The following is a 26,654-nucleotide window of genomic DNA, read 5'->3' as shown; positions in this document are numbered from 1 at the left end:
CATGCCTGTCATGCGCGCACCGTAGAATTTCGGCTTCCGACTCTGGAGATTGTCATGGGTGGTTTGAGCATTTGGCACTGGTTGATCGTGCTGGTCGTCGTCATCGCCGTCTTCGGCACCAAGAAGCTGCGCAACGTGGGCGGCGACCTGGGCGCTGCCGTCAAGGGCTTCAAGGACGGCATGAAGGACGGCACCTCGTCCGACGCGCCGCCGCAGCAGGTGGCCAACACCAACAAGGCGGCTGATCCGAACACCGTCGACGTCGACGCCAAGACGCGCAACTGAGCGCGGCCCGCATGGTCGATTTCGGCTTTGACAAGCTGGTGCTGATCGGCGCCGTGGCGCTGGTCGTGCTCGGCCCTGAACGCCTGCCGCGCGTGGCGCGGACGGTGGGCACGCTGCTGGGCAAGGCGCAGCGCTATGTGTCCGACGTGAAGGCGGAGGTGAACCGGTCCATCGAGCTGGAGGAACTCCAGAAGATGAAGGGCCAGTTCCAGACCGCGGTCAACGACGTGCAGTCCAGCGTGCAGGAGCAGATGGACGCCGCGAACCAGTCGCTGCAGTCCACCTGGTCCGACCTGTCCGTGGACGGGACGAACGCGGACGGCACCATAGTCGGCTACGGCGGCGTGGTCCCGGTGTACACGCATCCGAAGAAGAACTGGCGCCTCAAGCGCGGCGCGACGCCGGTCTGGTTCAAGCAGCAGCAGGGCGTGCGTCGCCACGCCCAATCCGGCGCGGCCCGCGTGGCGCGCTTCAGACCCTCCCGCCGAGCCCCATGAGCAGCCCCCAAGAAGACGAACTGGCCGGCACCGAACAGCCCTTTGTGTCCCACCTCATGGAGCTGCGCGACCGGTTGATCCGGTCGCTGCTGGCGATCCTGGCCGCCTTCGCCCTGCTGTGCATCTGGCCGGGCACGGACGGCCTGTTCGACCTGCTCGCCAAGCCGCTGGTGGCGCACCTGCCGCAGGGCAGCTCGCTGATCGCCACCAACGTGCTGTCGCCGTTCCTGGTGCCGTTGAAGGTCACCCTGCTGGCGGCCTTCCTGGTGGCGTTGCCGGTGGTGCTCTATCAGGTCTGGGCCTTCGTCGCGCCGGGCCTGTACTCGCACGAGAAGCGGCTGGTGATGCCGCTGGTGGTGTCCAGCACCCTGCTGTTCTTCGCGGGGGTGGCGTTCTGCTACTTCTTCGTCTTCGGCAAGGTCTTCACCTTCATCCAGAGCTTCGCGCCCAAGAGCATCAGCGCGACGCCGGACGTCGAGGCCTACCTGGGCTTCGTGATGAACATGTTCATCGCCTTCGGCGCCGCCTTCGAGGTGCCGGTAGTAGTGGTGGTGCTCGCGCGCATGGGCATCGTGACGGTGCCGCAGCTCAAGCAGTTCCGTGGCTACTTCATCGTGCTGGCCTTCGTCATCGCGGCGGTGATCACGCCGCCGGACATCGTCTCCCAGCTCGCGCTGGCGATCCCGATGTGCCTGCTCTACGAAGTCGGTCTCTGGGCCGCCAACGCCTTCGCCAGATATTCGAAGGCCCCGGACACCGAAGCAGAAGAAAGCAACGGCACCACCGGCTGAACGGCTCGGCCCTCGACCGAGGGCAGCCATCGCCAGTGGGGCCGGAATGATGCTGGGGATTCGCGGACGCGAGGTCCCCTGCATCGTGGAGAGCCCGCGCTTGGCCCAGCGAAGTTGGGGGTCCCACCCACCAAGCAAAACGCCCGATGCATGCATCGGGCGTTTGTCTTTGCGGCACCGGCTTTCGCCGGCTTCGATCATTCCGTCTTCGCTTCGGCCTTGCGTTCCTGCGCGAGCTTGGAGACCGCGACCGGCTTGCCTTGCAGCTGGTTCAGCGCCTGACGCAGCGGGAAGTCCTCGGTGCTGCCGAACTCGGGCAGCGGCTTCGGCGCTTCGGCGCGCTTGGCGTAGTCGGCTTCCAGCTTCTGGCGACGTTCCTCGCGGATCTTCTCCAGTTCCTTGGAACGCGACTCTTCCGTCTTCTCGTCGGCGCCGTGCAGGTGCTTCTCCAGATCGGCCTCGCGCATGCGCAGTTCGGCGAACACGTTGCCTTCGGCGGTCTCGTCCAGCGGGATGTCCGGCACGATGCCCTTGGCCTGGATGGAGCGGCCGCTCGGCGTGTAGTAGCGCGCGGTGGTCAGCTTGACCGCCGTGTCCGGGCCCAGCTGGCGCACGGTCTGCACCGAGCCCTTGCCGAAGGTCTGCAGGCCCATCACGGTCGCCCGCTTGTGGTCCTGCAGCGCGCCGGCGACGATCTCGCTGGCCGAGGCGGAGCCTTCGTTCACCAGCACCACCATCGGCACGTTCTTGATCGCGTCCGGCAGGCGGCGCAGCGGGTCACCGGAGCCGCGGCGGGCGTAGAAGTCCGGATCGGCGCGGTAGCTGGCCTTGGATTCGGCGAGTTGGCCGTTGGTCGACACCACCTCAACGCCCTTGGGCAGGAAGGCCGCGGAGATCGCCACCGCGCCCTCGAGCAGGCCGCCCGGGTCGTTGCGCAGGTCCAGCACGACGCCCTTGATCTTGGGGTCCTGCTTGTAGAGCTCGGCCAGCTTCTGGCTGAAGTCCTCGACGGTGCGGTCCTGGAACTGGCTCACGCGGATCCAGGCGTAGCCCGGCTCGACCAGCTTGGCGCGCACGCTCTGCACGCGGATTTCCTCGCGGGCGATCGTGACGGGGAAGGTCCGGCTTTCCGACTTGCGGTAGATCGACAGCGTGACCTTGGTGGCCGGTTCGCCGCGCATCTTCTTGACCGCCTGATCGAGCGTGAGGCCGCGCACGGCCGTCTCGTCGATCTTGCTGATCAGGTCGCCGCTCTTGAGGCCGGCGCGGAAGGCGGGGCTGCCTTCGATCGGCGAGACGATCTTGACCAGGCCGTCCTCCATGCCGATCTCGATGCCGACGCCGACGAACTTGCCGGAGGTGCTTTCGCGGAATTCCTTGAAGCTCTTCTTGTCGAAGAACTGGGAGTGGGGGTCCAGGCCGCTGACCATGCCGGAGATGGCATCGTTGATCAGCTTTTTCTCGTCGACGGATTCGACGTAGTCGGACTTCACGATCCCGAAGACCGCGGCGAGTTGCTGCAGTTCCTCGAGCGGAAGGGGGCTGGTGGTGCTGCGGGCATTGGCCTGCAGCTGCATTGTCGTCATGACACCGGCCATCGCACCCAATGCGACCCAGCCCGCGACTTTCAGTTTGGCGCCCATGATGAAAAACCTTGAATCAGTACAGCCTGGCTGCTTGGCGCCGCATGGTCCGTCCCCATTGCGCGGGACGGAACAAAGGCGTTCCCAGTATATGTGTCCGGCAAAAACCCGGCCCGGCATCAACCGCCTGTTTACCCCGCATTTACGCGTATCGCGCGCATTCGGATGCGCGATGGATACGGCTTGTGACCGCAGCGATGACTTCCGGCAGGGTGGCGCCGGATCGAGGATGCGAGCGGGCACGGTCAGTGCCATGATCGATGCCATGCCAGCCGCGTGCGCGACCTCGTTGCGCCGCAGTCGCCCGCCCACCAGGAGGAGTTCCATGGCCCTGCCGCATGCCGCCCCCGCCCAGCCGATCGACGTTGCGCCGCTGGGCGCCGCGCTGACCGACACGCCGTCTTCCGCGCTGTTCAAGTCCGAGGGTCTGGAAGTGATGCGCATCGTGCTGCCCAAGGGCAAGTCGCTGCCGTCGCACAAGGTCGACGGCGAGATCACGCTGCATTGTCTGGAGGGCGAACTCGAACTCAGCGTCCAGCGCGATGGCGCGGAGCAGCGTCATACGCTGCGGGCGGGGCAGCTCTGCTATCTCGAGGGGGGCGTGGTGCACGCCGTGACCGGCGTGGTGGACGCGTCGGCGCTGGTGACGATCGTCCTGAAGCGCTGAAGCACCGAAGCGTTGGCTGGTCCCTCCGACAGGAATCGAACCTGTATTTGCCGCTTAGGAGGCGGCCGTTCTATCCATTGAACTACGGAGAGCCACGGGGACCGGCCTCAGGAAGGCAGGTCCGCGAAAGCGGCGGATTCTCGCATGGAAGCCGCGCGACTCAGTGGGCCTGTCGACGCCATCGTGCAGGCGACGACCTCCGCCTCGGTGCCCGATGCCATGCCTGCCGCTACTCCCACTTCCACTGCCAGATCACATCCAGGCCCTGCTGGTACTCGTTGGCCTGCGCCCGCAGCGTGAACCGCTGGGCGAGTTTGTAGATCACCTGCCAGGAGCCCGTGGTCGCGTTCAGGCCGCGCTCGTAGGCGACGAAGACGTTGCGGCTGACCTGCTTGCCCAGCCGCACCACCGTGCCGCGGGCGTCGTCGCCTTCGCCGCTGAAGGACAGTTCGTCCAGGCCGATGTTGTGGATCAGCTTGTCGCTGGCGCTCTCGCCGTCGCCGCTGATCAGCGCCATCGCGGCGCGCTGCATCAGCGCGGTGTCGCTGCGGCCGAGGTTGTCCGGCGAGCGGCCCAGCACCAGCCAGGACAGCTTGTTGGTCTCGCTCATGTCGGGTTCGGAATAGAGCTTGATCCGCGGGCTGCTGGCCGTGCCGGTGACGGTCACGCCGACGCGCACGGCCTCGTTCTCCATGTCGGGCCGGATCGCGAGCACGTCCAGCCGCGGGTTGTCCAGCGGACCCACGAAGCTGAAGATGCCGCGCTCCACGACCAGCTTCTGGCCGTAGGCGTTGAAGGTGCCGCCTTCGCTGCGGACCTCGCCGGTCATCTGCGGGCGCGGCTGGCCGTCCTGCGCCAGGTGCAGCAGTCCGCGCAGCTTCGTGTCGATGCCGTAGCCCTTGAGCTGCAGGCGACGGCCGAGGTCCAGGTCCAGGTCGAGCTTGAGCCGCATCGGCTTGCCGCTGCCGTCCACGGCCTTGGGCGGCGCGTTCTGGCGCACGACCTGCACGTCGCTGTCGAGTTGCGGCGCGTCGCCGCGCGAGAAGTCGAACAGGCCCTCCACGACGACGAACTGTCCCTTCAGGTCCAGCAGCTGCGCGCTGGCCTTGAGCTGCGCGGCGCCGGTCGCGACGACGCGCCGGTCCACCCGCTGCAGCAGCGCGAAGGTGTCCGCCTTCAGCGAGAGTTCCGCGCTCGGCTGCGAACCGAAGCGCAGCGTGCCGTCCATGTTGATCGTGCCGTTGCCGGCGCGCGCGGTGAACTTCTCCAGCTTCGCTTCGCGGCCACTCATCGTCAGCGCGAGCTCGCCCTGCTGCATGTCCACGCCCATCAGCGGATTGCGCAGCGACAGCTTCTGCGCGCCGGCCTGACCGCGGACCTCGGGCGCGCCCAGCGTGCCGCCGAAGTTCAGCGTCGCGGCGAGGCTGCCGCCCAGCCGCCATCCGGCCGGCAGCCACGGGCCCCAGTTGCCCATGTTGTCGACCTTGGCCTCGATGCCGCCTTCGAGCTTGGCGCCGGGCGTCGGCAGCGCGTGCGCATTGGCGGTCCGGAAGGTCACGGCACCACCGATGGCGCCCATGTTCTCGCCGGCCACGCCCTGCACCAGATGCCACACGCCCTGGTCGGCGAGCACGCCCAGCCGCAGGTCGGTCAGCGCGAGCCGCTGCGTGCTGACTTCGTCGGTGACGGTCAGGTCGCCCTTGGTGCGCTCGATCATCGCGTCCACCGTCAGGCCGCGCGCGTCGCGTCGCGACTTGAAGCGGCCTTCGATCTGCAGGTCGCCGCCCCAGCCGAAGTCCGGCTGCAGCTTGCTCAGCACCGGTGCGGCGGCCAGCGGCTCCAGCACCGCCTGCACGTCCCATTCGCCGGAGGGCAGGTGCGCCTGGTTGGAGCTCTGCCACATCATCCGGTCCCAGCGCAGGCCGGCACCGAGCAGTTCCATCCGTCCCGGCGCCAGCGTCGCTTGGCGCGGATCGAGTCCCGGGTCCAGCCGCAGCGCGAGCGCCAGCGGCCCGGCCTTCAGCAGCGGCGTGGCCTGCTGGCTGGCTTCCAGCGCGAGCGTCAGCCCGCGCGCGTTCCACACCGCGCCGTTGCGCCAGGCTTGCAGGGGATCGGCTTCCAGCGCGCCGTCCAGCGCGATCCGCGCCCGCGCGCCTTGCGGGTCCAGCGGCACCGTCTGCGCGAGGGCGGAGCCGTTCGCGCTCGCCGCCTGCGCCCGCGCCATCACCCTGGTCGGCGCCGGTTGCGTGAGCACCGGCGGCAGCGGCACCTGGCCCTGCGTCGTCACCGTCAAGCGGTGCTGCGCCCAGCTGCCGGAGAGCTCCAGCTGCAGTTCATCGAGCCGCGTGCTCTGCTGCGGCAGCCGCAGGTTGCGCAGCTGCGTGGTCCATGCCAGCTTCGCGTCCTTGAGGCTGGACAGCGTCCATTGACCCGAGGCGTCGTCCAGTTGCAGCGCCGGCCGGCTGCCCGAGTTGGCGGGAAGGCCCGGCACGCCGGAGAGCCCGAAGCCCTGCAGCTGCCACTTGCCGTCGCTGCCGTACTGCGCCTGGCGCGCGCCCGGCTGGATCAGCACCACGGTGGCCTGCGCCTGCGCGCTGCCGACGAGGGTTGCCTGCGGGAACTGCGCGCGCAGCATGGGCTGCAGGCTGGCGAGCTTGGGCGCGTTCACGTTGATCGACAGGTCGACCTGCTCGCGACGCGCTCCGGCGTTGATGCGGCTGCGCGCCTGCAGCGTCGCGTCGGCCAGGCGCAGGTCGGCCAGCAGATCCGGCGCGGCGGTCCCGTTGCGGCTGTAGCGGACCTGGCCGCTGAGGGGCAGGCCTTGCCACTGGCTGGGCTGCAGGTCGAGGTCGGCCTTGCCCTGCGGCCACAGGCTGCCGCGCACCGACTGGAGCGCGGCCTTCAGCCGGCCATTGATGGCCTGCGGCGCGGCGCTCGCCGGCAGCGGCTCGGGGCTCAGGCGGCGGGGATCCAGGCCTTGCACCGAGGCTTCCACGCGCGTCTTCCAACCCGACGCGAAGTCGAGCGCCTCGTTCAGCGTGAACTCGCCTTCCGCGTTCAGCGTCGCGGGGCCCGAGCGCGCCTGGAGACGTTGCACATCGATCGATTGCGTGCGCAACTCGGCCGCCAGCGTCACGGCGAGCGGCGCCTGCATCTTCCCTTGGCCGAGTTGACCGGCGAGGTCGCCCTCGATCTGGAGCGATTGGTCGGAGGACGCCTTGACGATGCTCGCCTTCGTGCTGAGCTTGAGCTCCCCGCGTGCCTGGACCAGCGGCCAGCGCGCGTCGATCTGGCGGCTGTCGAGTCCGGTGAGGCGCAAGGTGAGCACGCTGCCGTCGGCCTGGCTGGTCTGGCCCACGGCCTGCAGCCGACCGCCGCCGGCCAGCAGCGCGTCGAGTCGCGGCAGGCGCAGGCGAGTCCAGTTGGACGGGTCCAGCAGCAGATCCAGCTGCAGCTGACGCAGCGGCAGGCGGTCCTGGTCGAGGCGGCCGGCGGCGCTGTTGTCCAGGTCCGCCTTGACGCTGAGCGACTTGTCCGCGTTCGGCGTCATCGTGACCTTGCCGCTGAGACCGGTATGCGGCACGCCGTCGGTGCCGGGCAGCAGCGCGGCGAGGTCCAGGTCCTTGGCCTGCGTCTCCAGCTGCGCGACGGGGAAGGGCGCGAACGCCTGCAGCCGCGCCTGCACCTGCAGCCGCTGCCTGGCCGCTTCGAGCGAGCCCTTCAGCGTGAGGTCCGCGATCGGGCCGTCGAGCTGGAACGGCGCGGTCCACGGCAACTCGCCGGTCGGCTGGCTCAGCGTCCAGCGGCTGGCGAGCTTCAGGTCGTCCTGCGTCGCGATCCGGGCCTCGCCGGCGAGGGTCAGTTGTTGCCAGCCCAGCGACTTGACCGTCAGCGCATGCTGCTTGCCGCCGTCGGTGCCCAGCGACGCGCTGCCGCGCAGGCCGCGCAGCGGCTGCGCCAGGCCGGGGGCGAAGACTTCGCCGATCTCCAGGTCCGCGATCGTGATCGCCACCGGCGACAGCAGGCTGAGCGGCGGCTTCGCCGGCTCGGTCGACGCGCTCGGCGCGACCTGCACCCGCAGGCGCGCGATCGCCAGCCGGTCCGCCCGGACTTCGCCCCACAAGAGCGGCGAGCGGTTCCAGACCAGCCGCACGTTCCGCCATTGCAACTGCTCGAGGACGATGCGGTCCTCGGTGCCGGGCAGGACGAGCTCCGCGCGCTCGACGTCGAAATCGCCCAGCAGCCGGCCGCGCGCGTTCTGCAGCGACAGGCCGGGCACCTTGGCCAGCACGTAGGCGGTGCCGCTTTCCGTCTTCAGCGCCCAGGTCAGCGCGAGCAGCGCCAGGCCGATCAGCACCGGCACCGCGAGCAGCACCCACAGCAGGCCACGGCCGCGGCGACGACGGCGTGGCGCAACGTCCGCCGCAACAGGCGCAGACGGCGCAGCAACCGGCGCTGGAGCGCCGGAAGGCGCCGCGTTTGGAGACGCAGGCGAGGGGAGATCGTCGCGCGGGTCGCTCATCGGATTACAGGTTGATGCCGACGCTGAAATGCAGGCGCCACTTGTCGACCAGGTTGCCCTTGGCGAAGTCGAAGCGCAGCACGCCGACGGGGCTGCGGTAGCGCAGGCCGGTGCCGTAGGCCCAGGCGGGGTGGTAGTCGCCCCAGTTCTGCGCGGCCTGGCCGGCGTCGATGAACACGGCGCCCATCAGCTGCGGGATGCGGGGCGTGAGCGGGTGCGAGACCTCGACGCTGCCGTTGAGCATCACGCGGCCGCCGGTCTGCGCGCCCGTGGAGTTCACCGGCCCCAGGTCGTTGTAGCCGTAGCCCCGCACGCTGTCGTCGCCGCCGGTGCGGAAGCGCAGGGCCTCGGGCAGACCCAGCTTGCCCTTGGCCAGGATCTGCCCCCCTTCGAGCCGCGTCGAGAACAGCCAGCGCCCCGACAGCGGCGAGTACCAGTAGATCTTGCCGGTCGCCCGCGCGAACGGGCCGTTCTTCTCCGACGAGCTGTCGGCCCAGCCGCCGCCGACCGTGGCGGTGGCGCTCCAGCCCTTGGTCGGCAGCACGCGCGAGTCGAGACGCCGCCACGTCATCTGCTGGTTCAGCGACAACGCGCCGGCCACCGTCGTCGGGATGTCGGGCTTGTGTTCCCAGGCGCGGATCACCTCGATGTAGGTCAGCCGGTCCTCGGGCTCCGTCTCCTTCGCATAACCGAAGCGCGTGCTGAGGTTGAGGTTGACCTGGTCGTTGTCGTCGATGCGCTCCACCTTCACCAGCGCCAGGCTGCGCTGCATGTTGGGCTGCGGGTGCGAGCTGATTTCCGTGTCCAGCGCCTGGCGGACGCGGGAGAGTTCGAGCTTGCTGCGCTCGCGGATGTTGAGTCCGAAGGGCTTGCGGTGCGTGTATTCGACGCTGGTGCTCGGACCGTCCACGGTCCGGTAGCCCACGCCCAGCACCACCTGCTGGCGCGCGGCCTCGCGGATCTTCACGGTCACCGGCACCTCGACGGTCTCCACGCCCGGCGCCGGCGTCACGCTCTCGGGCTGGATCTCGACGCTGGCGCTGTCGAACAGCTGCGTGCCCACCAGCCGCTCCTGGAAGTCCAGCAGCAGCTTCTCGTTGTAGGGCTGGTGCAACTGGTAGCCGGCCAGCCGGCGCACGCTTTCCTCGGGCTGGTGGTTCAGGCCCTCGACGGTCAGCTCGCCCAGCGTGAACAGCGGTCCGCTCTCCAGCGTGACGGCGATGTCGACCTGGTTGTCGTCGGCCTGCACGACCGCCTCGCTGTGCGTCATCCGCGCCAGCGGATAGCCCTGTGCGCGAGCGCGCGTCAGCAGCGCGTTCTTGGCGGCGGCCCAGTCGCCCTGGCTGAAGCCGGTCTGCGGCGGCAGCAGCCAGCTCTGCGTCAGCGTGCGGTCCAGCGCGGTCGCGAGCTTGTCGCCGCGCTCCGCCGCGGTCTTCAGCGGGCCCTCGACGCGCAGGTCCATCTGCCGGACCAGCGCGCGCGGGCCGGTCTCCACGATCAGCCGCAGGTTGCGCACGCCGTCGGACAGGTCGCCCACTTCCTCGGTGCGGACCTTGGCGTTGAAATAGCCGGCGGTCTCCAGCAGCTTGGTGGCCTGCTCGGGCGCGACGGCGGCGAGCCGGCGCAACTCGCCGGCGGTCAGGCGCATGTCCTCGGGCGTGTCGCGGAAGCGCGCCAGGTCCAGGTGTTCCATCAGCAGCGCGCGCAGCTCGGGCGGGGCCTCGATGGTCAGCTCATACGCCGAGATCTTGCGCGTGCTGGTCACGTAGGGATTGTTGGCGTCGGCCTCTTCGGTCACGGCGACCTTGAGCTGCGCCTTGCGGTCGGTGGGCAGCAGCGAGCAGCCGCCCAGCAGCGCGAGCGCCGCACCGATCGCCAGGATCGGCAGCGTGCGCCGCAGCCATCGAGTCACCGGAAGCGTCGGGGTCGTCGCCGTCATCGATTGAGCACGCGCATCGCCTGTTCGAGCCCGCCCATCGTCAGCGGCATCATGCGTTGCTGCATCAATTGCTGGATCAGCGAGATGCTCTGGCGGTACTGCCAGACCCCGGCCGGTTCGGGATTGATCCAGACATGCTTGTTGAAGTGGGCGGTGAGCCGCTGCAGCCATTCGGCGCCGGCTTCCTCGTTGTTGTACTCGACGCTGCCGCCGGGCTGGAGGATCTCGTACGGGCTCATCGTCGCGTCGCCGACGAAGATGAGCTTGTAGTCCCGGTTGTACTTGTGGATCAGGTCCCAGGTCGGTGTCTTCTCGGCGAAACGGCGCCGGTTGTTCTTCCACACGAAGTCGTAGACGCAGTTGTGGAAGTAGAAGAACTCCAGGTGCTTGAACTCGCTCTTGACCGCGGAGAACAGCTCCTCGACGCGATGCACGTGTTCGTCCATCGTGCCGCCGACGTCCATCAGCAGCAGCAGCTTCACCTTGTTGTGGCGCTCCGGGATCATCCGGATGTCGAGCATGCCCGCGTTGGCCGCGGTCTTGTGGATGGTGTCGTCGAGGTCGAGTTCCAGCTCCGAACCCTCGCGCGCGAAGCGCCGGAGCCGGCGCAGCGCCACCTTGATGTTGCGCGTGCCCAGCTCGATGTTGTCGTCGTAGTCCTTGTAGGCGCGCTGGTCCCAGACCTTGACCGCGCTGCGCTGGCCGCCGGGGCCGCCGATGCGCACGCCGCGCGGATTCACGCCGCCGTTGCCGAACGGACTGGTGCCGCCGGTGCCGATCCAGCGGTTCCCGCCTTCATGGCGTTCCTGCTGTTCCTCGAGGCGCTGGCGCAGCGTGTCCATCAGCTCGTCCCAGTCCAGCGCCTTCAGCTGCGCGAGCTGTTCGGGCGTCAGCTCGCGTTCGAGCTGCTTGGTCAGCCATTCCTGCGGCAAGGCCTTGAACAGGTCGCCCATCAACTCGACGCCCTTGAAGTAGGCGGCGAAGGCGCGGTCGAACTTGTCGAACAGCGCCTCGTCCTTGACCAGCGAGGTGCGGGCGAGCGCGTAGAACTTGTCGACCGTGGGGCCGCTGCCGCCGATGTCGGTGTCGTCGAGCACCCCGGCCTTCATCGCCTCGAGCAGGGTGAGGTACTCCTTGACGGAGACCGGCAGCTTGGCGGCGCGCAGCGTGTAGAAGAACTGGATCAGCATGGGCCTCCCCCTAGACTCCGGGGCATCAGGGCATTATCCATGCCGGCCGACGGGTCGCAGGCGTAGCATCGGCCACAAACACGGCTCCGCGGTCGCTGAGCCGCGCAGCCTCCAACGTTGGGGTCGGGCGAATGGATCACGGGACAGGCAGCGGCGACGACAACGCCGAGGTCGAAGGCATGCTGCAGGCGCTGTACGGCGCCGTCGGCGAGGAGCGCGGCCGGTGGGTCGGCAGCTTCCAGAACTACCGGCTGACCAGTGCGTTCCAGCCGGTCTACAGCTATCCGCACCGCCGGCCGGTCGGCTACGAAGGCCTGATCCGCGTCGAGGACGAGCGCGGCCGTCCCATCGCCCCGGTCACCGCCTTCGAGGGCGTCGGCAACTTCGAGCAGCAGATCTGGCTGGACCGCCTGTGCCGGCTGCTTCACGTGCACAACTTCGTCGCGCAGCGGCAGCCCGACTGCTGGCTCTTCCTGAACATCCACCCGGCCGTCTTCATGCATGCGGCGCTGCAGGTGCGCATGCTCGCGCGGGCGGTCGAGGTCGTGCACCAGTTGGGCCTGCCGACGCACCGCCTGGTCTTCGAGGTCACCGAGGACGTGATGGCCCGAGACGACAGCTTCGAGGAAGCGGTCGAGGCCGCGCGCGCCACCGGCTGTCTGCTGGCGCTGGACGACTTCGGTGTCGGACATTCGAACTTCGATCGCATCTGGCGCATCCGGCCGGAGATCGTGAAGCTCGACCGCTCGCTGCTGACGCGCTCGCGCGGTTCGCGGCGCATGGCGCGTGTGCTGTCGCAGATGGTGGCGCTGCTGCATGAATGCGGCTCGCTCGTGCTCTTGGAGGGTATCGAGACGGCGGAAGACGCGCAGCTCGCGATGGATGCGGACGTGGACCTGGTGCAGGGTTTCGCCTTCGGTCATCCGGCGCCCTTCCTGCGGGATGGCGAGGGCGTGTCCGCGCTGGAGGATGTCTGGAGCATGTTCAACGAGCGCCAGGCGCAGCTGCGACAGGACCACCTCGACCGGCTGACGCCGTTCCGCACGGCGCTGGCGCTGTCGCTGCAATCGGTGCAACAGGGCCGTCCGCTGGTCGAGGCCTGCCAGTCCTTCCTCAAGCTGGAAGGTGCGCAGATGTGCTACCTGCTGGATGACGACGGACGCGAGATCGGTGGGCGTGCGGTGCCGGCCTCGGGCCCGGCGGAGATCGATCCCCGCTTCCTGCCGATGGAGCGAGCGGGCGATGCCCGCTGGGCGCGACGGCCTTACTTCCGCCGCGCCGTGGAGACGGTCGGCGAGATCCAGACCACGCGTCCCTACCTGAGCCTGCATGGGGCCAGGATGTGCGTGACGGTCTCCGTCGCCTACTGGCAGGACGGTCGTCTGCGCGTCCTCTGCGGCGACCTCGACTGGGACGAAGCGTAGTCCTCCCGCACTCCCAAGGCCCGCAGGCAGTGAGCGGGAGTGGGGCCGGAATGGTGCTGGGGATTCCCGGAGGGATGTCCCCTGCACCGTGGAGTGCCCGCGCTCATAGTCCCGCAGTCGAACTGACGCCCTCTCGACCTCGACGTCCCACTGTCGAACCCGCACTGGACCATACGCAGTACGACCCAGGCAAGGCCTGTCCCCGGGTCCCGGTCTTGCCAAAGAGATCTCGGGTTCAACTTCGCCGAGGTCCCACAGGGCCGCTGCCCTCCCATGTCACGACTGCAGTACCTGTTTGCCGCGCTTGCGGTTGGGGCGCTCTTCGCGCAAGTGCCGGCGCACGCTGCCGCGCCTGCCGCCTGTTCATGGGACCGTCCGGGGCACGACAGCTTCATGGGCGATGTGCCTGCGGCGGTCGATCGCTATACGGACATTGCGCCGGAGGTGCGCGAGCGGCTCAAGGCGCGCATGAGGGCGCACGACTACAACGACATCGTCGAGATCTCGCGTGATCGCATCGTGGGCGATGCGAGCTACGAGCCGCAGATCCGCGACATGCATTTCGGACAGGGCCGCGTGTGCGCGAGCGTGAGTCGCGATCGTTGGACTGACGAGCAGCGCGAACGTGCGCTGGTCTACTGCGAGGGCACGGCTTGCGTGATGGTGCCGACGGTGTGCCGCAACGTGAGCCGCATCGCTCGGGTGCCGGGCAGCGGCGGCGGGGGTGGCGCCGCGCCTCCCGGCGAGGACGAACTGATCTTCGATCCGCCGGGCGCTGGTGCGCCTACCCCGGTGCCTGCCGATGCGCCGCCCTTCGCGAGCTTGCCGCCGACGCCGCTTCCCTATGTACCGGTCACGCCGCCGGGCTCGTTCTCGAGCCCGCCGCGCGTGTCCATCGGACCGCCGTCCGGGGGACCGCCGCCGGTGACGGTCCCGACGCCGCTGTTCGTGCTGCCGCCGCGCGCCGTGGAGATCCCGCCACCGGCGGTGCCGGAGCCCTCGACGGTGGCGATGCTGGTGGCGGGTCTTGCGTTGCTGGCGCTGACCGTCAGGCGCGCTTCTTCACGGCGCTCTTCACGACGCTCTTCAAAGTGCGCTTTGCCGGGCTCTTTGCTGGGCTCTTCGCGCTCGCCTTGACGACGTTCTTCGCCTTGGCCTTCGCACCGGCCTTCGCGCCCGACTTTGCACCGGCCTTCGCGCCGGCCACGTCGTGGCGCTTGAGCCAATCGAAGAACTCGCCGTACCAGAGCTTGGAATTGCGCGGCTTCATGACCCAATGGTTCTCGTCCGGGAACCAGACGAGCCGCGCCTCGATGCCCTGCGCCTTCAGCGTGTTGTAGTACGCCAGGCCCTGCGCGTCGGGGACGCGGTAGTCGAGCTGGCCATGGATGACCAGCGTCGGCGTGTTGAAGTTGTGCGCGTAGGCGATCGGGTTCTGCGCGGCGACTCTGGCCGGATCCTTCCAGTACGGCGTGCCCAGCTCCTTCGCGTGCCACAGGTAAGCGTCGTTCGCGAACATCGCCGTCCAGTCGAAGCAGCCCGCATGGCAGATGTAGGCCTGGTAGCGGCCGACCGGCAGGTGGCCGTTCATCCACGACACCATGTAGCCGCCGTAGCTGCCGCCGGTCGCGAACACCCGCCCGGGATCCGCCCACGGCTGCTTGAGCAGCAGGTCGGTCGCGATCTCGATGTCCTGCAGCTCCAGCTCAGCCCAGCGTCCGGTGATCGAATCGGTGAAGCGGTTCCCGAAGCTCGACGAGCCGTGGTAGTTCACGCAGGCGACGACGTAGCCCTGCGCCGCCATCGCCTGGTGGTTCCAGCGCCAGTGCCAGCTGTCGCCCATGGCGGTGTGCGGACCGCCGTGGATCTGCTGCATCAGCGGCACCTTGGTCTTCTGCTTCGGATCGAAGCCCGGCGGGTGGTAGAGCCACATCTGCACGAGCTCGCCCAGCGCGCCCTCGAACCAGAGTTCCTCGACCGCGCCGAAACGCACGGCGGCGAGCGCCGCGTCGTTGAAGGACTCGATGCGATGCAGCACCTGCTCCTCGGCGTCGCCCTCGCGGTCGACGACGGACACCTGCGGCGGGAAGGACGCGCTGTCGTGCAGCACGACCAGCGTGCCGGCCTCGAGCGCGAACGCGCCGACATGGCCCCCTTCGCACAGCGGGAACGCGTGCAGCGTCTTCACGTCGAAGCGGTAGAGGTGGCGACGGCCCTGGTCCTCGGCGCAGAAGATCACGCCGAGGTCGTCCTCGTCCCAGCGCAGCGGGGCCTCGACGTCCTGGTCCCATTCCTCCGACAGCACGGCCCAGCTGCCGTGCGTGTCGAGCACGGCCAGCTGCTGCGGCATCGTGTGCTTCAGGCCCTGGTGCGTGGCGATGAAGGCGATGTGCTGGCCCGCATGGCTGTAGACCGGCGCGACGAAGTCCCAGGCCGGCTCGTGCAGCAGCACCTGCGCACGGCCGGAGCGCACGTCGATCTCGGCCAGCGCGTTGCGGTGCTCCAGCGTCTTGGGCGTGTTCGGGTCGAAGCTGAACACGATGCGGCGGCCGTCCGGCGAGATGTCGAAGGTGTTCGCATCGGGCTCGGCGCGGCTGAGCTCGAAGTCGGTGCCTTCGAACAGGTCGCGGACCTCGCCGCTGGCGAGGTCGATCACGTGCAGATGCGGCACGCGGTCCATCGGCAGCGAGTGGTCCCAGAACCGGTAGAAGCCTTCCTCGGTCACGTAGGCCGATTCCTTGCGGTCCTTCTCGGCCTTGCGGCGCTCGGCCTGCGCGGCCTGACCCTTCAGGCCCGGGGCGACCCAGGACACGAAGGCCACGCGCTTTCCGTCCGGGAACCACTTGAAGGACTCGACGCCGAAGGGCAGCTTCGTGACGCGGCGCGCTTCGCCGCCGTCGGGCGGGATCACGTAGAGCTGCGGTGCCTCGTCCTTGTCGCCTTCCTGCTCGCGGCGCCCGATGAAGGCGATGGAGTCGCCGGTCGGGCTCCAGCGCGGCTGACCGTCCTTCTCGCCGGCCGAGGTCAGCGCGCGCGGCTCGCCGCCCAGCGTCGACAGCAGCCACAGCGAGGTCGCGCCCTGGTTCTTCTCCATGTCGAAGCGCGTGACCGGCACGACGGCCTGCGCGCCGTCCGGCGACAGGCTGGGCGCGCCGATCCGGGCCAGCGCCCACAGGGCGTCGACGTCGAAGGGCTTCAGTTCAGCGGATTGCTTCTTCTTCGAGGTGGCCATCAGGCGCTCCGGGGTTTGTCGATCAGCCACTGCAGGTGGGTCTGGATGGTGGGCCATTCGGCCGCGGTGATGCTGTAGACGGCGGTATCGCGCGGCAGGCCGCTGGGCATGATCACGTGCGAGCGCAGGATGCCGTCGAGCTGCGCGCCCAGGCGTTCGATCGCGCGGCGGCTCTGCGTGTTCAGGCGGTTGGTGCGGAACTCCACCGCGATGCAGTCGAGCGTCTCGAAGGCATGCCGCAGCAGCAGCAGCTTGCACTGCGTGTTCAGCCCGCTGCGCTGGCTGGACACGCGCGTCCAGGTGGAACCTATCTCGACGCGGCGGTTGGTCGCGTCGATGTTCATGAAGGTCGTCATGCCGGCGACGCGGCCATCGGCGTCGAAGACGGTGAACGGGTTCATCGAGCCCGCGTCGCGCAGGCCCAGGCGCCGGTCGATCTCTGCGCCCATGCGCTCGGGCGCGGGCACGGTCGTGTACCAGAGCTTCCAGAGCTCGCCGTCGGCGACTGCCTCGACCAGCGCCTCGCGGTGGTCGTGGGAGAGCGGCTCGAGCCGCGCATGCGGGCCGGTCAGCGTGACCGGTGCGGTGAAGGGGTTGGGTGCGGTCATGAGGCTGGCCGACCCTCGGCCGGCAGTGCGAGGAAAGGGGAAGGAAGCGGGAAGAGCGGGCCCTCAGCCCTTGTTGCCGAGCAGCAGTCGGCGCAGGGCCCAGCGGCAGCCGCCCATGCCGACGAGGATCGTCAGCAGGCCCAGGATCTGCGTCGCGCCCCAGCCGGGGTCGCCGATGAATTCCCATCCGAGCGCGCGGCCGGCCAGCAGGCCGATCACGCCGCCGCCGACGAATCCGAGTGCGTCGGCGAGCGCGGCCCGCCAGGCGGTGTTGAAGTCTTGACTCATGCGGCGATCGTACGGGCGGCGTTCAACGGTTGCGGCTCTGCATGTAGACGAGTTTCTCGAACAGGGTCAGGTCCTGCTCGTTCTTCAGCAGCGCGCCCACCAGCGGCGGGATGGCGACCTTGTCGTCCTGCGTCTGCAGCGCCTCCAGCGGGATGTCCTCCGCCAGCAGCAGCTTGAGCCAGTCGATCAGCTCCGAGGTCGAGGGCTTCTTCTTCAGCCCCGGCAGCTTGCGCACGTCGTAGAAGGTCTTCAGCGCCGCGGCCAGCAGGTCCTTCTTCAGGCCGGGGAAGTGGACGTCGACGATGGCCTGCATCGTGTCGGCCTCGGGGAACTTGATGTAGTGGAAGAAGCAGCGGCGCAGGAAAGCGTCCGGCAGCTCCTTCTCGTTGTTGGAGGTGATGAACACCAGCGGCCGATGCCTGGCCCGGACCCACTCGCGGGTCTCGTACACGTAGAACTCCATGCGGTCGAGTTCACGCAGCAGGTCGTTGGGGAACTCGATGTCGGCCTTGTCGATCTCGTCGATCAGCAGCGCCACCGGCGTGTCCGACGAGAAGGCTTCCCACAGCGTGCCCTTGACGATGTAGTTGGCGATGTCGCGCACCTTGTCGTCGCCGAGCTGGCTGTCGCGCAGCCGGCTGACCGCGTCGTACTCGTACAGGCCCTGCTGCGCCTTGGTCGTGCTCTTCACGTGCCACTGCAGCAGCGGCAGTCCCAGGGCCTTGGCGACTTCCTCGGCCAGCAGGGTCTTGCCGGTGCCCGGTTCGCCCTTGACCAGCAGCGGCCGCGTCAGCGTGATGGCCGCGTTGACCGCCAGCATCAGGTCGGGCGTGGCGACGTAGTCCTGGGAACCTTGGAATTTCATGGGCGGGCTTCTCTAGCGCAGGGGTGAAAACCAGTATATAGGGCCCCCCCTATAATCGCGCCGCCCCAAATCCTAGAAGATCGGGACCATGAGAAGACAACTGCAGATCTCCCTCGCGTTGATGCTGGCCGGTAGTGCGTTTGTTGTAGCCGCTCAGTCCAACGCTTCTTCGTCGCCTGCGCCGGGACAAGCGCCGTCGACGACCACCCCTGGCGCCACAGGCGCCGCAACACCTGCCCCCCAGGCCACCCCTGGCCCCCAGGCCAACGTGCAGGCCAAGGTGGCCATGTGCATCGGCTGCCATGGCATCCCCGGCTACCAGGCGACCTTCCCCGAGGTCCACAAGGTGCCGATGATCGCGGGCCAGAACGCCCAGTACATCGCCACGGCGCTGGCGGCTTACGCCAAGGGCGACCGCAAGCACCCGACGATGCGCGGCATCGCGTTGCCGCTGGGCGACAAGGACATCGCGGAGATCTCCAACTACTACGCCGGCCTGGCCAAGGTCGACCCGGTGCCCGCGACGGTCGAGGCCCCGGCCGACGTCAAGAAGCTGCTGGACAAGGGCGCCTGCGCGAGCTGTCACGGCGCCAACTTCAGCAAGCCCATCGACGGCACCTACCCGAAGATCGCGGGCCAGCACGCCGACTACCTCTACGTGGCCTTGAAGTCCTACCAGATCGAGGGCAAGCCGTATCACGGGCGCACCAATGCGGTGATGGCGGGTCAGGTGAAGCAATTCAGTCACGCCGAATTGAAGCTTCTGTCGCAGTATTTGGCAGGCTTGCCGTCCGAACTACGTACAGTCCCGCAATCGCGGTTCCGCTGATCCGTGGCAGGCTGTGCGCCAGCCTCGGCGCAAGCGAAAAGAAGTAGCAAACCGCCCACCGGGGCGGTTTTTTATTGCCTGTTCTGACTGTGCGTGCGCCGAGGAGGGCGCCATACTGTGTTGTCCTGGACGAAAACGCCAGTCATGCTGAAGAAGATCCCCACGGCCCAGGTGAAGCTGGGCATGTATCTGCAAGGGATGGAGGGGTCGTGGCTGTCACACCCTTTCTGGAAGACGAAATTCGTCCTCACCGATCCCGAGGACCTGAAGGCATTGAAGGCGAGCGGCGTGCCGTTCTGCTGGATCGACGCGTCCAAGGGTCTGGATGTCGACGCGCCCGAGGCGCCGAAGGCGGCCCTGGCGCCGCCGGCGCCCGCGCCTGTCGCGGCATCCGTGGAACCGCAGGCGGTCCCCGCGGCGCCCGCCGCGCCCGCCGTCATTGCCGCCGCGCCCCGGCTTGAACTGAGCACCGCGCCCACGTCGATGGGCGAGGAACTCGAGCGCGCCACGCAGGTGATGCAGCGCTCCAAGCGCGCGGTGATGCACCTGTTCGGCGAGGCCCGGCTGGGCAAGGCGATCGACGCCGAGCAATGCCTGCCCCTCGTGGAGGAGGTGGCGAGCTCGGTGGTCCGCAATCCGTCGGCGCTGATCAGCCTGGCGCGGCTCAAGACCAAGGACGACTACACCTACATGCACTCGGTGGCCGTGTGCGCGCTGATGGTCTCGCTGGCCCGGCAGATGGGCCTGGACGAGCCGCAGACGCGCGAGGCGGGCCTGGCCGGGCTGCTGCACGACGTCGGCAAGATGATGATGCCGCTGAACGTGCTGAACAAGCCGGGCGCGCTGACCGACGACGAGTTCGCGATCATGCGCGACCACCCGACGCGCGGCTTCGAGATGCTCAAGGAAGGCACCTCGGTGCCCGAGGCGGCGCTGGACGTGGCGCTGCGCCATCACGAGAAGATGGACGGCTCGGGCTATCCGGGCAAGCTGGCGGGCGAGCAGATCAGCCTGCTGTCGCGCATGGGCGCGGTGTGCGACGTGTACGACGCGATCACCTCGAACCGGCCCTACAAGAACGCGTGGGATCCGGCGTCGTCGCTGGCGCGGATGGCGCAGTGGACGGGCCACTTCGATCCGCGGGTGTTCCAGGCCTTCGTGAAGTGCGTGGGCATCTATCCGGTGGGCACGCTGGTGAAGCTGCAGTCGGGCCGCCTGGGCGTGGTGCTGGAGCAGAACGCCACGGCCCTGACGGCCCCGCGGGTGCGGGTGTTCTATTCGACCAAGTCGCAGATGCCGATCCCGACGCTGGTGCTGGACCTGTCCGCGGCCAATGCCGGGGACCGCATCGTCGGCCGCGAGGATCCGGCCACCTGGGGATTCCAGCGGCTCGACGAACTGTGGCAGGCGCCGGCGAAGTGAAGCCTTGAAGCCTTGAAGCCCTTATGCTCCTGTCGTTCCACGGAGCGGGGACAGCATTGAACGGGACAGTGATGGCGACGGGCGAGCGAGGCGAACGCGGAAGCAAAGTCAGGGACGGGCGCGCGCGGCAAGCCGGCGCGCGACGCGGCGCCGGGACGGGCGGGCGCGTGCCGTTGACGCCGCAGGCCCGCTGGGAGCGGCTGGTGATGCGTCGTCCCGGCCTGGCCCTGCCGCGGCTGCAGCGGCTGATCGCGCGCGAAGGCGAGCCGCCGTTCCAGGCGCTGCTCGGCGCCTTCTTCATCCTCGAACGCTGGGGCCGCGGACCGGAACTGCAGGCGGAGCTCGAACGCGCCATCGCCCGCGCGCTGCAGCACCGCCTGCTCGAGGAAGCGGCGGAACTCAGCGAGGCCCTGGGCCGCATGCACTACCAGCGCGGCGACTACGTCCAGGCCTGCAATGCCTGGAGCCAGACGCTGGAGCTGGCCGACGACGAGACCCGCTGGGCCTGCCTGGCGCGTATCGGTCTGGCGCACCTGTGTTTCGCGCTCGGCGACTGGGCGCGCGGCGGCCGGGTGCTGGACCAGGCCGAGCTGCACTATCCGCAGCTGGGCGACGACCCCTACATGCGCTCCAAGATCGCGTTGAACCGCGCCGTGTCGCTGCGTGCGACGCAGGGTCCGCAGGCCGCGTTGCCGCGCCTGGATGAGGCCCGTGCCGATGCGCGCGCGGTCGGCCATCGCGACTACGAGGCGGAGGCGATGTGGCACCACGCGCGATGCGCGCGCGACAGCGGCGCGGTGGCGCACGCCCTGACCCTCGCGGGCGAGGCGGAGGATCTGTCGCGGCGCTGCCGCTACCGCTGGCTGCAGGCGCAGACGCTGCTGCTGATCAGCGAACTGCGGGGCGGCACCGAGGCCGTGCCGCCGGCGCAGCAGGCGCTCGCGCTGGGCGAGGAGATCCAGTCGCGCTCCCTGCAGGCCGCGGCGCACGGTCGGCTGGGACAGCTGATGGCGGAGCAGGAGCAGCTCGGACCGAGCTGGTACCACCAGCAGCAGCGCCAGCGGCTGGAGGCGACGCTCGGACAGACGGAACTGCCGGCGCGGCTGGAACAGCTCGCGCGCTTCGACACGGACCCGCACGGTGCGGAAGGCTTGCTGCTGACGCTGGGACGTTCCGGCGCGGCGGTGGCGACGGTCGCCGACGTGGAGTCGCAATGGCAGCAGGCGCGGCCGCGCCTGTTGGAGGCGTTGGCGTTGACGGCGCTGGAGCTGCGCTGGACCGCGGGGAACGGCGCCACGCTCGTGGGCGCCGCGGCGCGCGCGGGCCGCTCGTCGCAGACGCTGTCGCTGAGGAACGCGGCGGGCGCGGTGGCCGGTGAACTGGTGCTGGAACGCGCGGAGGGGGCCGTCTGGTCGCGCGCCGACCGCAGCCGGGCTGAACGACTCGCCGGCTGGCTGCAACGGTTGATCGCCCAACTGCCCGCGGAGGACACGCTGGGCGGGACGTCCGACGCCGCGGACCCGGGCGCGCAGGCGCGGACCCTGGTGGCGATGCTGGAGCGGCTCGCGGGCAGCGCCGGCGATGCCGCGGACGGCGACGCGCGACGCCCGGCGCTGTCCGAAGCGATCGAGCTCGCACGGCGACTCGCCGCGCGGCTCGCCTGAATCGACGCCGATCACCCGCGCCGATCACCCGCGCAGCGATAGGTCGCGATGAGCCGGGTGAGCCGGGTGAGCCGGCGCTGCGTGCTCACCAGATGGCGAGACTCGACGTCAACACCCGCTGAAGCCAGCTGCGACGCGCGGCCTCGGACACCTCGCCCTTGCCGGCGATTTCCATCCGCGCGTTGACGACGTCCGCGGACTGGACCTGGTTGCCCGTGCGGATGTCCTGCGGGTTGACGACGCCCGAGAAACGCAGCGTCTGCAGTCCGCCGTTCATCGCGATGCTGCGTTCCCCGGCGACGACGAGGTGGCCGTTGGGCAGCACGTTGATCACGGACACGGCCATCTGCCCGCTGAGGCTGCCGCTGGCCTCGGTGTCGCCGCTGCCCTTGTACGAGTCGCTGCCCGACGCGGTGGCGTCGGCCTTGAGCAGCCGGTCGACGATCCCGACGTTGCTGGAACCGCCCGGTCCCTTGACCGCGAGCTTGTTGTCGCGGCTGGTGTCGGTCTTGCTCTTCTGCGTGGCGCTGAGGGACTCGCTGATGGCGATCTTCAGCGAATCGCCGACCTGGCGTGCGCGACGCTCGGTGGTGAAGAGCGAGGCCGCGGCCATGCCGGGCTGGTAGATCGCGCCGTTGTTGACGCGCTCGACATAGGCGCCGTCGGGCGGCGGCATCACCTGCACCGGGCCCTGCACCAGCGGCTCCGGCGAGGCGCAGGCGCTCAGGAGTGCGGCGCCCAGCAGCAGTCCGCCGCGTTGCGCGGCCGTGTGAACGTTGAACATGATTCCCTCGTCGATGTGATCGTTGTTCTGCGTTGTTCCGGGCTCACCCTTCGAAGCCCGTGAGCAGCGCGCGCACCACCGGAGCGAGCTTGTTGCGTGTGCTGGCCCACTTGCCCATGCCGAGCGTCGCGTCGTCGCTGCGGTAGCTGCTGGCGGCCATCAGGCGGCCGCCGGCGTCGTGCAGGCTCAGCGTCGCCTGCGCGAGGTAGGGCCGGACCTGGTCCGACAGCGGCGGCTTGTCCCACTGCTGCAGGCCCTGGTAGTGGACCCAGGCGGGGCAGGCCTCGTCGCCGGGCCGCACGCCGGCCTCGAAGACACGGGCCTGGACCTCGTGATCGCGCAGTTCGGCGATCAGCGCCGGGACGAATTCAGGCAGCGCGAGCGCGCGGTTGTATTCGATGCAGACGCGTTCCGGCAGCGCCGCGTCGTGGAACACGGTCTGCGTGGCGCGCACCGGCCCCTGGCCGATGGCCATCGTCGCCATGCCGGCCGTGGCCTTGGCCAGCTCGATGCTGGGCATCGGGCTCAGCAGCGAGCAGCCGGAGAGCGGCAGTGCGCCGACCCCGAGCACGAGCACGAGGGCGATCGCGACGGCGGCGCGCATGGTCAGAGGATCTCGTCGATCAGCGCCTTGCCGGCGACGGCGCCCGCGGCGAGGTAGCCGCCGACGGTGCTGCCGAGATCGCCGGCCTCCTTCATCACCGTGCTGGTGCCGCTGGCGACGGCGTCCTTCACGTCGCCGGCCAGTTCCTTCACCTCGGACAGGCCGGTCGAGATCGCATGGCCCACGTCCTTGGCGCCGTCCTCCAGCGCCTGCAGGCCTTCCTCGCTCCAGTGCACGACGGCGCTGACGGCGTTCTCGCCGCCCTGGTAGGCGGCCTGCGCCAGGCCGATCGCGCCGGCGGCGACGGTGCCGTATTCGCGGGCGTTGATCTCGAAGCTGCCGCTCGGGCGGTTCACGAGCTGGCGGGAGGCGACCAGCGGAGCGCCGGTGCCGTTCGTGGTGGTGACGGTGGTCATGACCCCTCCGGGGTGGTGGTAGCGATGGAGGCCATTCTTCCGGGGGGCGGCACGGCGGATGCCCTCATGAGCAGCGGCGTCCGACGGCTCTACAAACTTTCTATATTTCCTGCCGCACATCTGCCGACGCCCGTGTTCGTCCACCGTGAACAAGCGTTGCCCGCGGGGTCGGCGAACGTGTCGGACGCCGCGATGCGCCCGTTCGTGTCGGCTGTTTGTCGCGCGTGTGGGAGTCCATGTCGACGGCGTGCCAGACCCGGCACACGCCGGGCGCGCCATGACCCTGGGATATGCTTGTCCGCTATGAGCGATGTGCCTCTCGCCCCTGCCGCCACCCCGCTCCCGGCCGCCGCCCAGACGGCCGACGCCGAACGGGCTGAGCGCGCCTACAAGATCCCCGAATCCGTGCTGGTCGTGATCCACACCGACGCGCTGGACGTGCTGATGCTGGAACGTGCCGACCGACCCGGTTTCTGGCAATGCGTGACCGGGTCGAAGGATGCGCTCGACGAGCCCTTGAGCGAGACCGCCAGTCGCGAGGTGCTGGAGGAAACCGGCATCCGCGTGCAAGACCTGGCCCCGGCGTCGCTGGTCGACTGGCAACTGGCCAACGTCTACGACATCTATCCGGTCTGGCGCCACCGCTACGCCCCGGGCGTGACCCGCAACACCGAGCACGTCTTCGGCCTGACGGTGCCGTCCGGCACCGCGGTGACGCTGGCGCCGCGCGAGCACCTCGATTTCCGCTGGCTGCCGTGGCGCGAGGCGGCCGACCTGTGCTTCTCGCCGTCCAACGCGGAAGCCATCCTGCAGTTGCCCGCCCAGCGGGCGCGCGAAGAAAAGGCCACCCCATGATCCGCCGAACGCCGCGTCACGCGGCCCTGACCAATTCGGCGACCACGGACACCTCGCCGGCGGACAGCGTCGGGCGCCTGCGCGTGGCGACCTACAACATCCACAAGGGCGTGCGCGGGATGGGGCTGGGCAAGCGCCTGGAGATCCACAACCTGGGCATGGGCGTGCAGGCGCTGGATGCGGATCTGGTGTTCCTGCAGGAGGTGCGGCTGTTCCACCACCGCGAGGCGCGCCAGTTCGACCGGAGCTGGTTCGGCTGGCCGGAGCAGGGCCAGGCGGAGTTCCTCGCGCCGGAAGGCTACGAGGTGGCCTATCGCACCAACGCGGTCACGCGCCACGGCGAGCACGGCAACGCGCTGCTGTCGCGTTATCCGCTCGGGGATATCGGCCACCACGATGTGTCGGACCACCGCTTCGAGCAGCGCGGCCTGCTGCACGTGCCGGTGCGCTGGCAGGGCACCGAGGTGCACGCCGTGGTCGCCCATCTGGGGTTGATCCATGGCAGCCGGGTGCGGCAGATCCAGAAGCTGGCGGCCTTCATCGAGGACCACGTGCCGCACGGCGCGCCGCTGGTCGTGGCCGGAGACTTCAACGACTGGGGCGAGCGGCTGGAAGAGTCCATGCGCACGACCGGCCTGAGCCGGGCGATGCTGCCCGGCGCGAAGCGCTCGCTGCCGACCTTCCCGTCGCGGGTGCCGGTGTTCGCGCTGGACCGCATCTACACGCGCGGCCTGCGCTGCGTCGACATGAAGGTGCCGCGCGGTCCGGCGTGGGCGCGCATGTCGGACCACCTGCCGCTGCTCGCCGAGCTCGTGCTGACTTGAAGCGGCCGCAGGAACCCCTCTTTCCCTGGACCCTCGGGTCCCAGCCCAGCTTCACCGGCGGGAACGCGGTGCGGCTGCTGTGCGGCGGCGATGCCCTGTTCCCGGCGCAGATCGAGGCGATCGACCGGGCCGGGCACGAGGTCTGGCTCGCGACCTACATCTTCCATGACGACGAGGCCGGCGCCGCGACCGTCGAGGCGCTGAAGCGCGCGGCGCAGCGCGGCGTGCGGGTGAGGGTGGTGGTGGACGGTTTCGGCTCGAAGGGCAGCCTGGGCTGGCTGCGCGGGCAGCTCGAAGGCACGGGGGTCGCGCTGGCGGTGTTCCGTCCGATCGACCGGTGGTGGAACTGGCTGCATCCCGGGCAGTTGCGGCGGCTGCATCAGAAGCTGTGCGTGGTCGACGGGGCCGTGGGTTTCGTCGGCGGCATCAACGTGATCGACGATCGCGTGGACCTGCACCACGGTCGGACGGAGACGCCGCGGCTGGACTTCGCCGTCAGCGTCGGCGGGCCGGCGGTGCGGGCCATCGAGCAGGCGGCGCGCGCGGTGTGGACGCGCGCGTGGCTGGGCCACGACTTCGGCGACGAGATGCGGGCGATGATCCGCAGCGCCTCGCCGGGGCGGCGCGCGAAGCGCCTGATGCGGCGTATCCGGATGCCGCGCGGGGAGCACCGCCGGCGTGATCCGGATCGGCTGCCGCCGGTGCGCGCGGCTTTCGTGCTGCGGGACAACCTCCGGCAGCGCCGCACGATCGAGCGCGCCTACGTCGACGCGATCCGCGCCGCGACCGCGCGGGTGGATCTGATCACGCCCTATTTCTATCCGGGGCAGCGCTTCCGCCGTGCGTTGAAGGACGCCGCCCAGCGCGGCGTCCAGGTGCGGCTGCTGCTCCAGGGCAAGGTCGACTACAAGATCGCCGCGCTCGCCGCGCACGCGCTCTACGACGAACTGCTCGGGCACGGCGTGCAGATCTACGAGTACACGCCCGCCTTCCTGCACGCCAAGATCTGCGTCGTCGACAACGACTGGGCCACCATCGGCAGCTCCAACATCGATCCGCTGTCGCTGCTGCTCAATCTCGAAGCGAACGTCGTGGTGCGCGACGCCGCGTTCGCCGGCGACGTCGGGCGGGAGTTCGACGCCGCAGTGGCGAAGTCCCTGCGCGTCGAGCAGACCGCAGGGCGAGGGATTCGCGGCTTCCTCGGGCGCGCGCTGGTCGCTTGGGTCGCGTACGTCTACCTGCGGGTGGCTGGCGCTACGGGACGCTACTGACTGCGGGTTGCCAAGCGCGGGCTCTCCACGCAGC

At 69.3% G+C, this 26,654-nt stretch carries 22 protein-coding genes, 1 tRNA gene and 2 pseudogenes; 13 read left to right on the top strand and 12 right to left on the bottom strand.

What is annotated here, in order from left to right; translation table 11 throughout:
• The first annotated feature begins 54 nt into the window (after positions 1-54).
• The 4 genes and pseudogenes from tatA (at position 55) to tatC (ending at position 1,573) form a co-directional block, all read left to right on the top strand.
• Positions 55-285: a Sec-independent protein translocase subunit TatA gene (tatA, locus tag ABE85_RS16200; RefSeq protein ID WP_067276733.1), complete on the top strand. Its 231-nt coding sequence runs from the start codon at positions 55-57 to the stop codon at positions 283-285.
• 11 nt (positions 286-296) lie between these two features.
• Positions 297-489 (top strand): annotated as a pseudogene (gene tatB, locus ABE85_RS28875) (Sec-independent protein translocase protein TatB); the annotation flags it as partial.
• 134 nt (positions 490-623) lie between these two features.
• Positions 624-782, top strand: a pseudogene (gene tatB, locus ABE85_RS28870) (twin-arginine translocase subunit TatB); the annotation flags it as partial.
• Positions 779-1,573, top strand: a complete 795-nt coding sequence (gene tatC / locus ABE85_RS16190; protein ID WP_067276725.1) for a twin-arginine translocase subunit TatC — start codon at positions 779-781, stop codon at positions 1,571-1,573. The pseudogene tatB (ABE85_RS28870) and the gene tatC, both read left to right, overlap by 4 nt.
• Before the next feature lie 197 nt (positions 1,574-1,770).
• Here the strand turns inward: tatC and ABE85_RS16185 are convergent, their stop codons facing one another.
• Complete coding sequence (locus ABE85_RS16185) at positions 1,771-3,216, bottom strand: S41 family peptidase (RefSeq protein ID WP_067276722.1); 1,446 nt, start codon at positions 3,214-3,216, stop codon at positions 1,771-1,773.
• A 325-nt stretch (positions 3,217-3,541) separates the two neighbouring features.
• Here ABE85_RS16185 and ABE85_RS16180 point away from each other — a divergent pair, with 325 nt between their 5' ends.
• Entirely contained in the window at positions 3,542-3,883 is a 342-nt protein-coding gene (locus ABE85_RS16180) for a cupin domain-containing protein (RefSeq protein ID WP_067276718.1), read from the top strand.
• A 17-nt stretch (positions 3,884-3,900) separates the two neighbouring features.
• On the opposite strand, the gene ABE85_RS16175 is transcribed toward ABE85_RS16180, so the two are convergent.
• The 4 genes from ABE85_RS16175 to ABE85_RS16160 form a co-directional block, all read right to left on the bottom strand.
• Positions 3,901-3,975: transfer RNA gene (locus tag ABE85_RS16175), tRNA-Arg, on the bottom strand.
• 137 nt (positions 3,976-4,112) lie between these two features.
• The gene (locus ABE85_RS16170; protein ID WP_082938665.1) at positions 4,113-8,405 is read right to left on the bottom strand and encodes a translocation/assembly module TamB domain-containing protein; all 4,293 of its coding nucleotides are present in this window, start codon (positions 8,403-8,405) and stop codon (positions 4,113-4,115) included.
• Between the two features lie 4 nt (positions 8,406-8,409).
• Complete coding sequence (locus ABE85_RS16165; protein WP_067276712.1) at positions 8,410-10,344, bottom strand: autotransporter assembly complex family protein; 1,935 nt, start codon at positions 10,342-10,344, stop codon at positions 8,410-8,412.
• Positions 10,341-11,534, bottom strand: coding sequence for a VWA domain-containing protein (locus ABE85_RS16160; protein WP_067276708.1), 1,194 nt, complete (start codon positions 11,532-11,534; stop codon positions 10,341-10,343). Before ABE85_RS16160 ends, ABE85_RS16165 begins: the two co-directional genes overlap by 4 nt.
• A 131-nt stretch (positions 11,535-11,665) precedes the next feature.
• Between ABE85_RS16160 and ABE85_RS16155 the strand changes: the two genes are divergently transcribed.
• Positions 11,666-12,958 (top strand): EAL domain-containing protein, encoded by a 1,293-nt coding sequence (locus tag ABE85_RS16155; protein ID WP_082938664.1) that lies wholly within the window; start codon positions 11,666-11,668, stop codon positions 12,956-12,958.
• Between the two features lie 393 nt (positions 12,959-13,351).
• Positions 13,352-14,095 carry an MHFG family PEP-CTERM protein gene (locus ABE85_RS27000; RefSeq protein ID WP_197507036.1) on the top strand — a complete coding sequence of 248 codons (744 nt, stop codon included), beginning with the start codon at positions 13,352-13,354 and terminating at the stop codon, positions 14,093-14,095.
• Here the strand turns inward: ABE85_RS27000 and ABE85_RS16150 are convergent.
• The 4 genes from ABE85_RS16150 to ABE85_RS16135 all read right to left on the bottom strand — a co-directional run bounded on the left by ABE85_RS16150 (position 14,007) and on the right by ABE85_RS16135 (position 17,951).
• Entirely contained in the window at positions 14,007-16,190 is a 2,184-nt protein-coding gene (locus tag ABE85_RS16150; RefSeq protein WP_067276705.1) for a S9 family peptidase, read from the bottom strand. The two genes, ABE85_RS27000 and ABE85_RS16150, sit on opposite strands and share 89 nt — an antisense overlap.
• The gene (locus tag ABE85_RS16145) at positions 16,190-16,798 is read right to left on the bottom strand and encodes a GNAT family N-acetyltransferase (protein ID WP_067276702.1); all 609 of its coding nucleotides are present in this window, start codon (positions 16,796-16,798) and stop codon (positions 16,190-16,192) included. Before ABE85_RS16145 ends, ABE85_RS16150 begins: the two co-directional genes overlap by 1 nt.
• Before the next feature lie 63 nt (positions 16,799-16,861).
• A complete protein-coding gene (locus ABE85_RS16140) occupies positions 16,862-17,086 on the bottom strand; it encodes a hypothetical protein (protein ID WP_067276699.1) in 225 nt (74 codons plus the stop codon).
• Positions 17,087-17,108: 22 nt separating this feature from the next.
• Positions 17,109-17,951: a MoxR family ATPase gene (locus ABE85_RS16135; RefSeq protein ID WP_067276695.1), complete on the bottom strand. Its 843-nt coding sequence runs from the start codon at positions 17,949-17,951 to the stop codon at positions 17,109-17,111.
• 88 nt (positions 17,952-18,039) lie between these two features.
• Between ABE85_RS16135 and ABE85_RS16130 the strand changes: the two genes are divergently transcribed.
• The 3 genes from ABE85_RS16130 (at position 18,040) to ABE85_RS16120 (ending at position 21,866) form a co-directional block, all read left to right on the top strand.
• Entirely contained in the window at positions 18,040-18,780 is a 741-nt protein-coding gene (locus tag ABE85_RS16130; RefSeq protein ID WP_231993105.1) for a c-type cytochrome, read from the top strand.
• Positions 18,781-18,924: 144 nt separating this feature from the next.
• Positions 18,925-20,202 carry an HD-GYP domain-containing protein gene (locus ABE85_RS16125; RefSeq protein WP_082938661.1) on the top strand — a complete coding sequence of 426 codons (1,278 nt, stop codon included), beginning with the start codon at positions 18,925-18,927 and terminating at the stop codon, positions 20,200-20,202.
• Positions 20,203-20,369: 167 nt separating this feature from the next.
• Positions 20,370-21,866: a hypothetical protein gene (locus tag ABE85_RS16120; protein ID WP_157522528.1), complete on the top strand. Its 1,497-nt coding sequence runs from the start codon at positions 20,370-20,372 to the stop codon at positions 21,864-21,866.
• Positions 21,867-21,951: 85 nt separating this feature from the next.
• On the opposite strand, the gene ABE85_RS16115 is transcribed toward ABE85_RS16120, so the two are convergent.
• From ABE85_RS16115 to ABE85_RS16105, 3 genes are read right to left on the bottom strand one after another with little or no spacing between them, the layout of a single operon-like run.
• Positions 21,952-22,650 carry a flagellar basal body L-ring protein FlgH gene (locus ABE85_RS16115; RefSeq protein WP_067276687.1) on the bottom strand — a complete coding sequence of 233 codons (699 nt, stop codon included), beginning with the start codon at positions 22,648-22,650 and terminating at the stop codon, positions 21,952-21,954.
• 43 nt (positions 22,651-22,693) lie between these two features.
• A complete protein-coding gene (locus ABE85_RS16110; protein WP_067276684.1) occupies positions 22,694-23,254 on the bottom strand; it encodes a hypothetical protein in 561 nt (186 codons plus the stop codon).
• Between the two features lie 2 nt (positions 23,255-23,256).
• Entirely contained in the window at positions 23,257-23,670 is a 414-nt protein-coding gene (locus ABE85_RS16105) for a hypothetical protein (protein WP_067276681.1), read from the bottom strand.
• 303 nt (positions 23,671-23,973) lie between these two features.
• On the opposite strand from ABE85_RS16105, the gene nudB reads away from it, so the two are divergent.
• The 3 genes from nudB (at position 23,974) to clsB (ending at position 26,620) form a co-directional block, all read left to right on the top strand.
• The gene (gene nudB / locus ABE85_RS16100; protein WP_082938660.1) at positions 23,974-24,525 is read left to right on the top strand and encodes a dihydroneopterin triphosphate diphosphatase; all 552 of its coding nucleotides are present in this window, start codon (positions 23,974-23,976) and stop codon (positions 24,523-24,525) included.
• A 119-nt stretch (positions 24,526-24,644) separates the two neighbouring features.
• The gene (locus ABE85_RS16095) at positions 24,645-25,349 is read left to right on the top strand and encodes an endonuclease/exonuclease/phosphatase family protein (RefSeq protein ID WP_231993309.1); all 705 of its coding nucleotides are present in this window, start codon (positions 24,645-24,647) and stop codon (positions 25,347-25,349) included.
• Complete coding sequence (clsB, locus tag ABE85_RS16090) at positions 25,346-26,620, top strand: cardiolipin synthase ClsB (protein WP_067276677.1); 1,275 nt, start codon at positions 25,346-25,348, stop codon at positions 26,618-26,620. The genes ABE85_RS16095 and clsB overlap by 4 nt, the downstream gene beginning before the upstream one ends.
• The last annotated feature ends 34 nt before the right edge of the window (positions 26,621-26,654 follow it).

The sequence above is a fragment of the Mitsuaria sp. 7 genome, assembly GCF_001653795.1.
Lineage (GTDB): Bacteria > Pseudomonadota > Gammaproteobacteria > Burkholderiales > Burkholderiaceae_C > Roseateles.
The sequence above is the reverse complement of the archived record's forward strand: the minus strand, read 5'-3'. Positions and strand labels throughout refer to the sequence as shown.

What these genes read in the sequence shown, in the direction of transcription:
- ABE85_RS16165 (WP_067276712.1), bottom strand. Translation starts at nt 10,344, where the DNA reads ATGACGGCGACGACCCCGACGCTTCCGGTGACTCGATGGCTGCGGCGC.
- tatA (WP_067276733.1), top strand. Translation starts at nt 55, where the DNA reads ATGGGTGGTTTGAGCATTTGGCACTGGTTGATCGTGCTGGTCGTCGTC.
- ABE85_RS16105 (WP_067276681.1), bottom strand. Translation starts at nt 23,670, where the DNA reads ATGACCACCGTCACCACCACGAACGGCACCGGCGCTCCGCTGGTCGCC.
- ABE85_RS16150 (WP_067276705.1), bottom strand. Translation starts at nt 16,190, where the DNA reads ATGGCCACCTCGAAGAAGAAGCAATCCGCTGAACTGAAGCCCTTCGAC.
- nudB (WP_082938660.1), top strand. Translation starts at nt 23,974, where the DNA reads ATGAGCGATGTGCCTCTCGCCCCTGCCGCCACCCCGCTCCCGGCCGCC.
- ABE85_RS16115 (WP_067276687.1), bottom strand. Translation starts at nt 22,650, where the DNA reads ATGTTCAACGTTCACACGGCCGCGCAACGCGGCGGACTGCTGCTGGGC.
- ABE85_RS16155 (WP_082938664.1), top strand. Translation starts at nt 11,666, where the DNA reads ATGGATCACGGGACAGGCAGCGGCGACGACAACGCCGAGGTCGAAGGC.
- ABE85_RS16140 (WP_067276699.1), bottom strand. Translation starts at nt 17,086, where the DNA reads ATGAGTCAAGACTTCAACACCGCCTGGCGGGCCGCGCTCGCCGACGCA.
- ABE85_RS16170 (WP_082938665.1), bottom strand. Translation starts at nt 8,405, where the DNA reads ATGAGCGACCCGCGCGACGATCTCCCCTCGCCTGCGTCTCCAAACGCG.
- ABE85_RS16095 (WP_231993309.1), top strand. Translation starts at nt 24,645, where the DNA reads ATGGGGCTGGGCAAGCGCCTGGAGATCCACAACCTGGGCATGGGCGTG.
- ABE85_RS27000 (WP_197507036.1), top strand. Translation starts at nt 13,352, where the DNA reads ATGGGCGATGTGCCTGCGGCGGTCGATCGCTATACGGACATTGCGCCG.
- ABE85_RS16160 (WP_067276708.1), bottom strand. Translation starts at nt 11,534, where the DNA reads ATGCTGATCCAGTTCTTCTACACGCTGCGCGCCGCCAAGCTGCCGGTC.
- ABE85_RS16185 (WP_067276722.1), bottom strand. Translation starts at nt 3,216, where the DNA reads ATGGGCGCCAAACTGAAAGTCGCGGGCTGGGTCGCATTGGGTGCGATG.
- ABE85_RS16130 (WP_231993105.1), top strand. Translation starts at nt 18,040, where the DNA reads ATGAGAAGACAACTGCAGATCTCCCTCGCGTTGATGCTGGCCGGTAGT.
- ABE85_RS16135 (WP_067276695.1), bottom strand. Translation starts at nt 17,951, where the DNA reads ATGAAATTCCAAGGTTCCCAGGACTACGTCGCCACGCCCGACCTGATG.
- tatC (WP_067276725.1), top strand. Translation starts at nt 779, where the DNA reads ATGAGCAGCCCCCAAGAAGACGAACTGGCCGGCACCGAACAGCCCTTT.
- ABE85_RS16110 (WP_067276684.1), bottom strand. Translation starts at nt 23,254, where the DNA reads ATGCGCGCCGCCGTCGCGATCGCCCTCGTGCTCGTGCTCGGGGTCGGC.
- ABE85_RS16180 (WP_067276718.1), top strand. Translation starts at nt 3,542, where the DNA reads ATGGCCCTGCCGCATGCCGCCCCCGCCCAGCCGATCGACGTTGCGCCG.
- ABE85_RS16125 (WP_082938661.1), top strand. Translation starts at nt 18,925, where the DNA reads ATGCTGAAGAAGATCCCCACGGCCCAGGTGAAGCTGGGCATGTATCTG.
- ABE85_RS16145 (WP_067276702.1), bottom strand. Translation starts at nt 16,798, where the DNA reads ATGACCGCACCCAACCCCTTCACCGCACCGGTCACGCTGACCGGCCCG.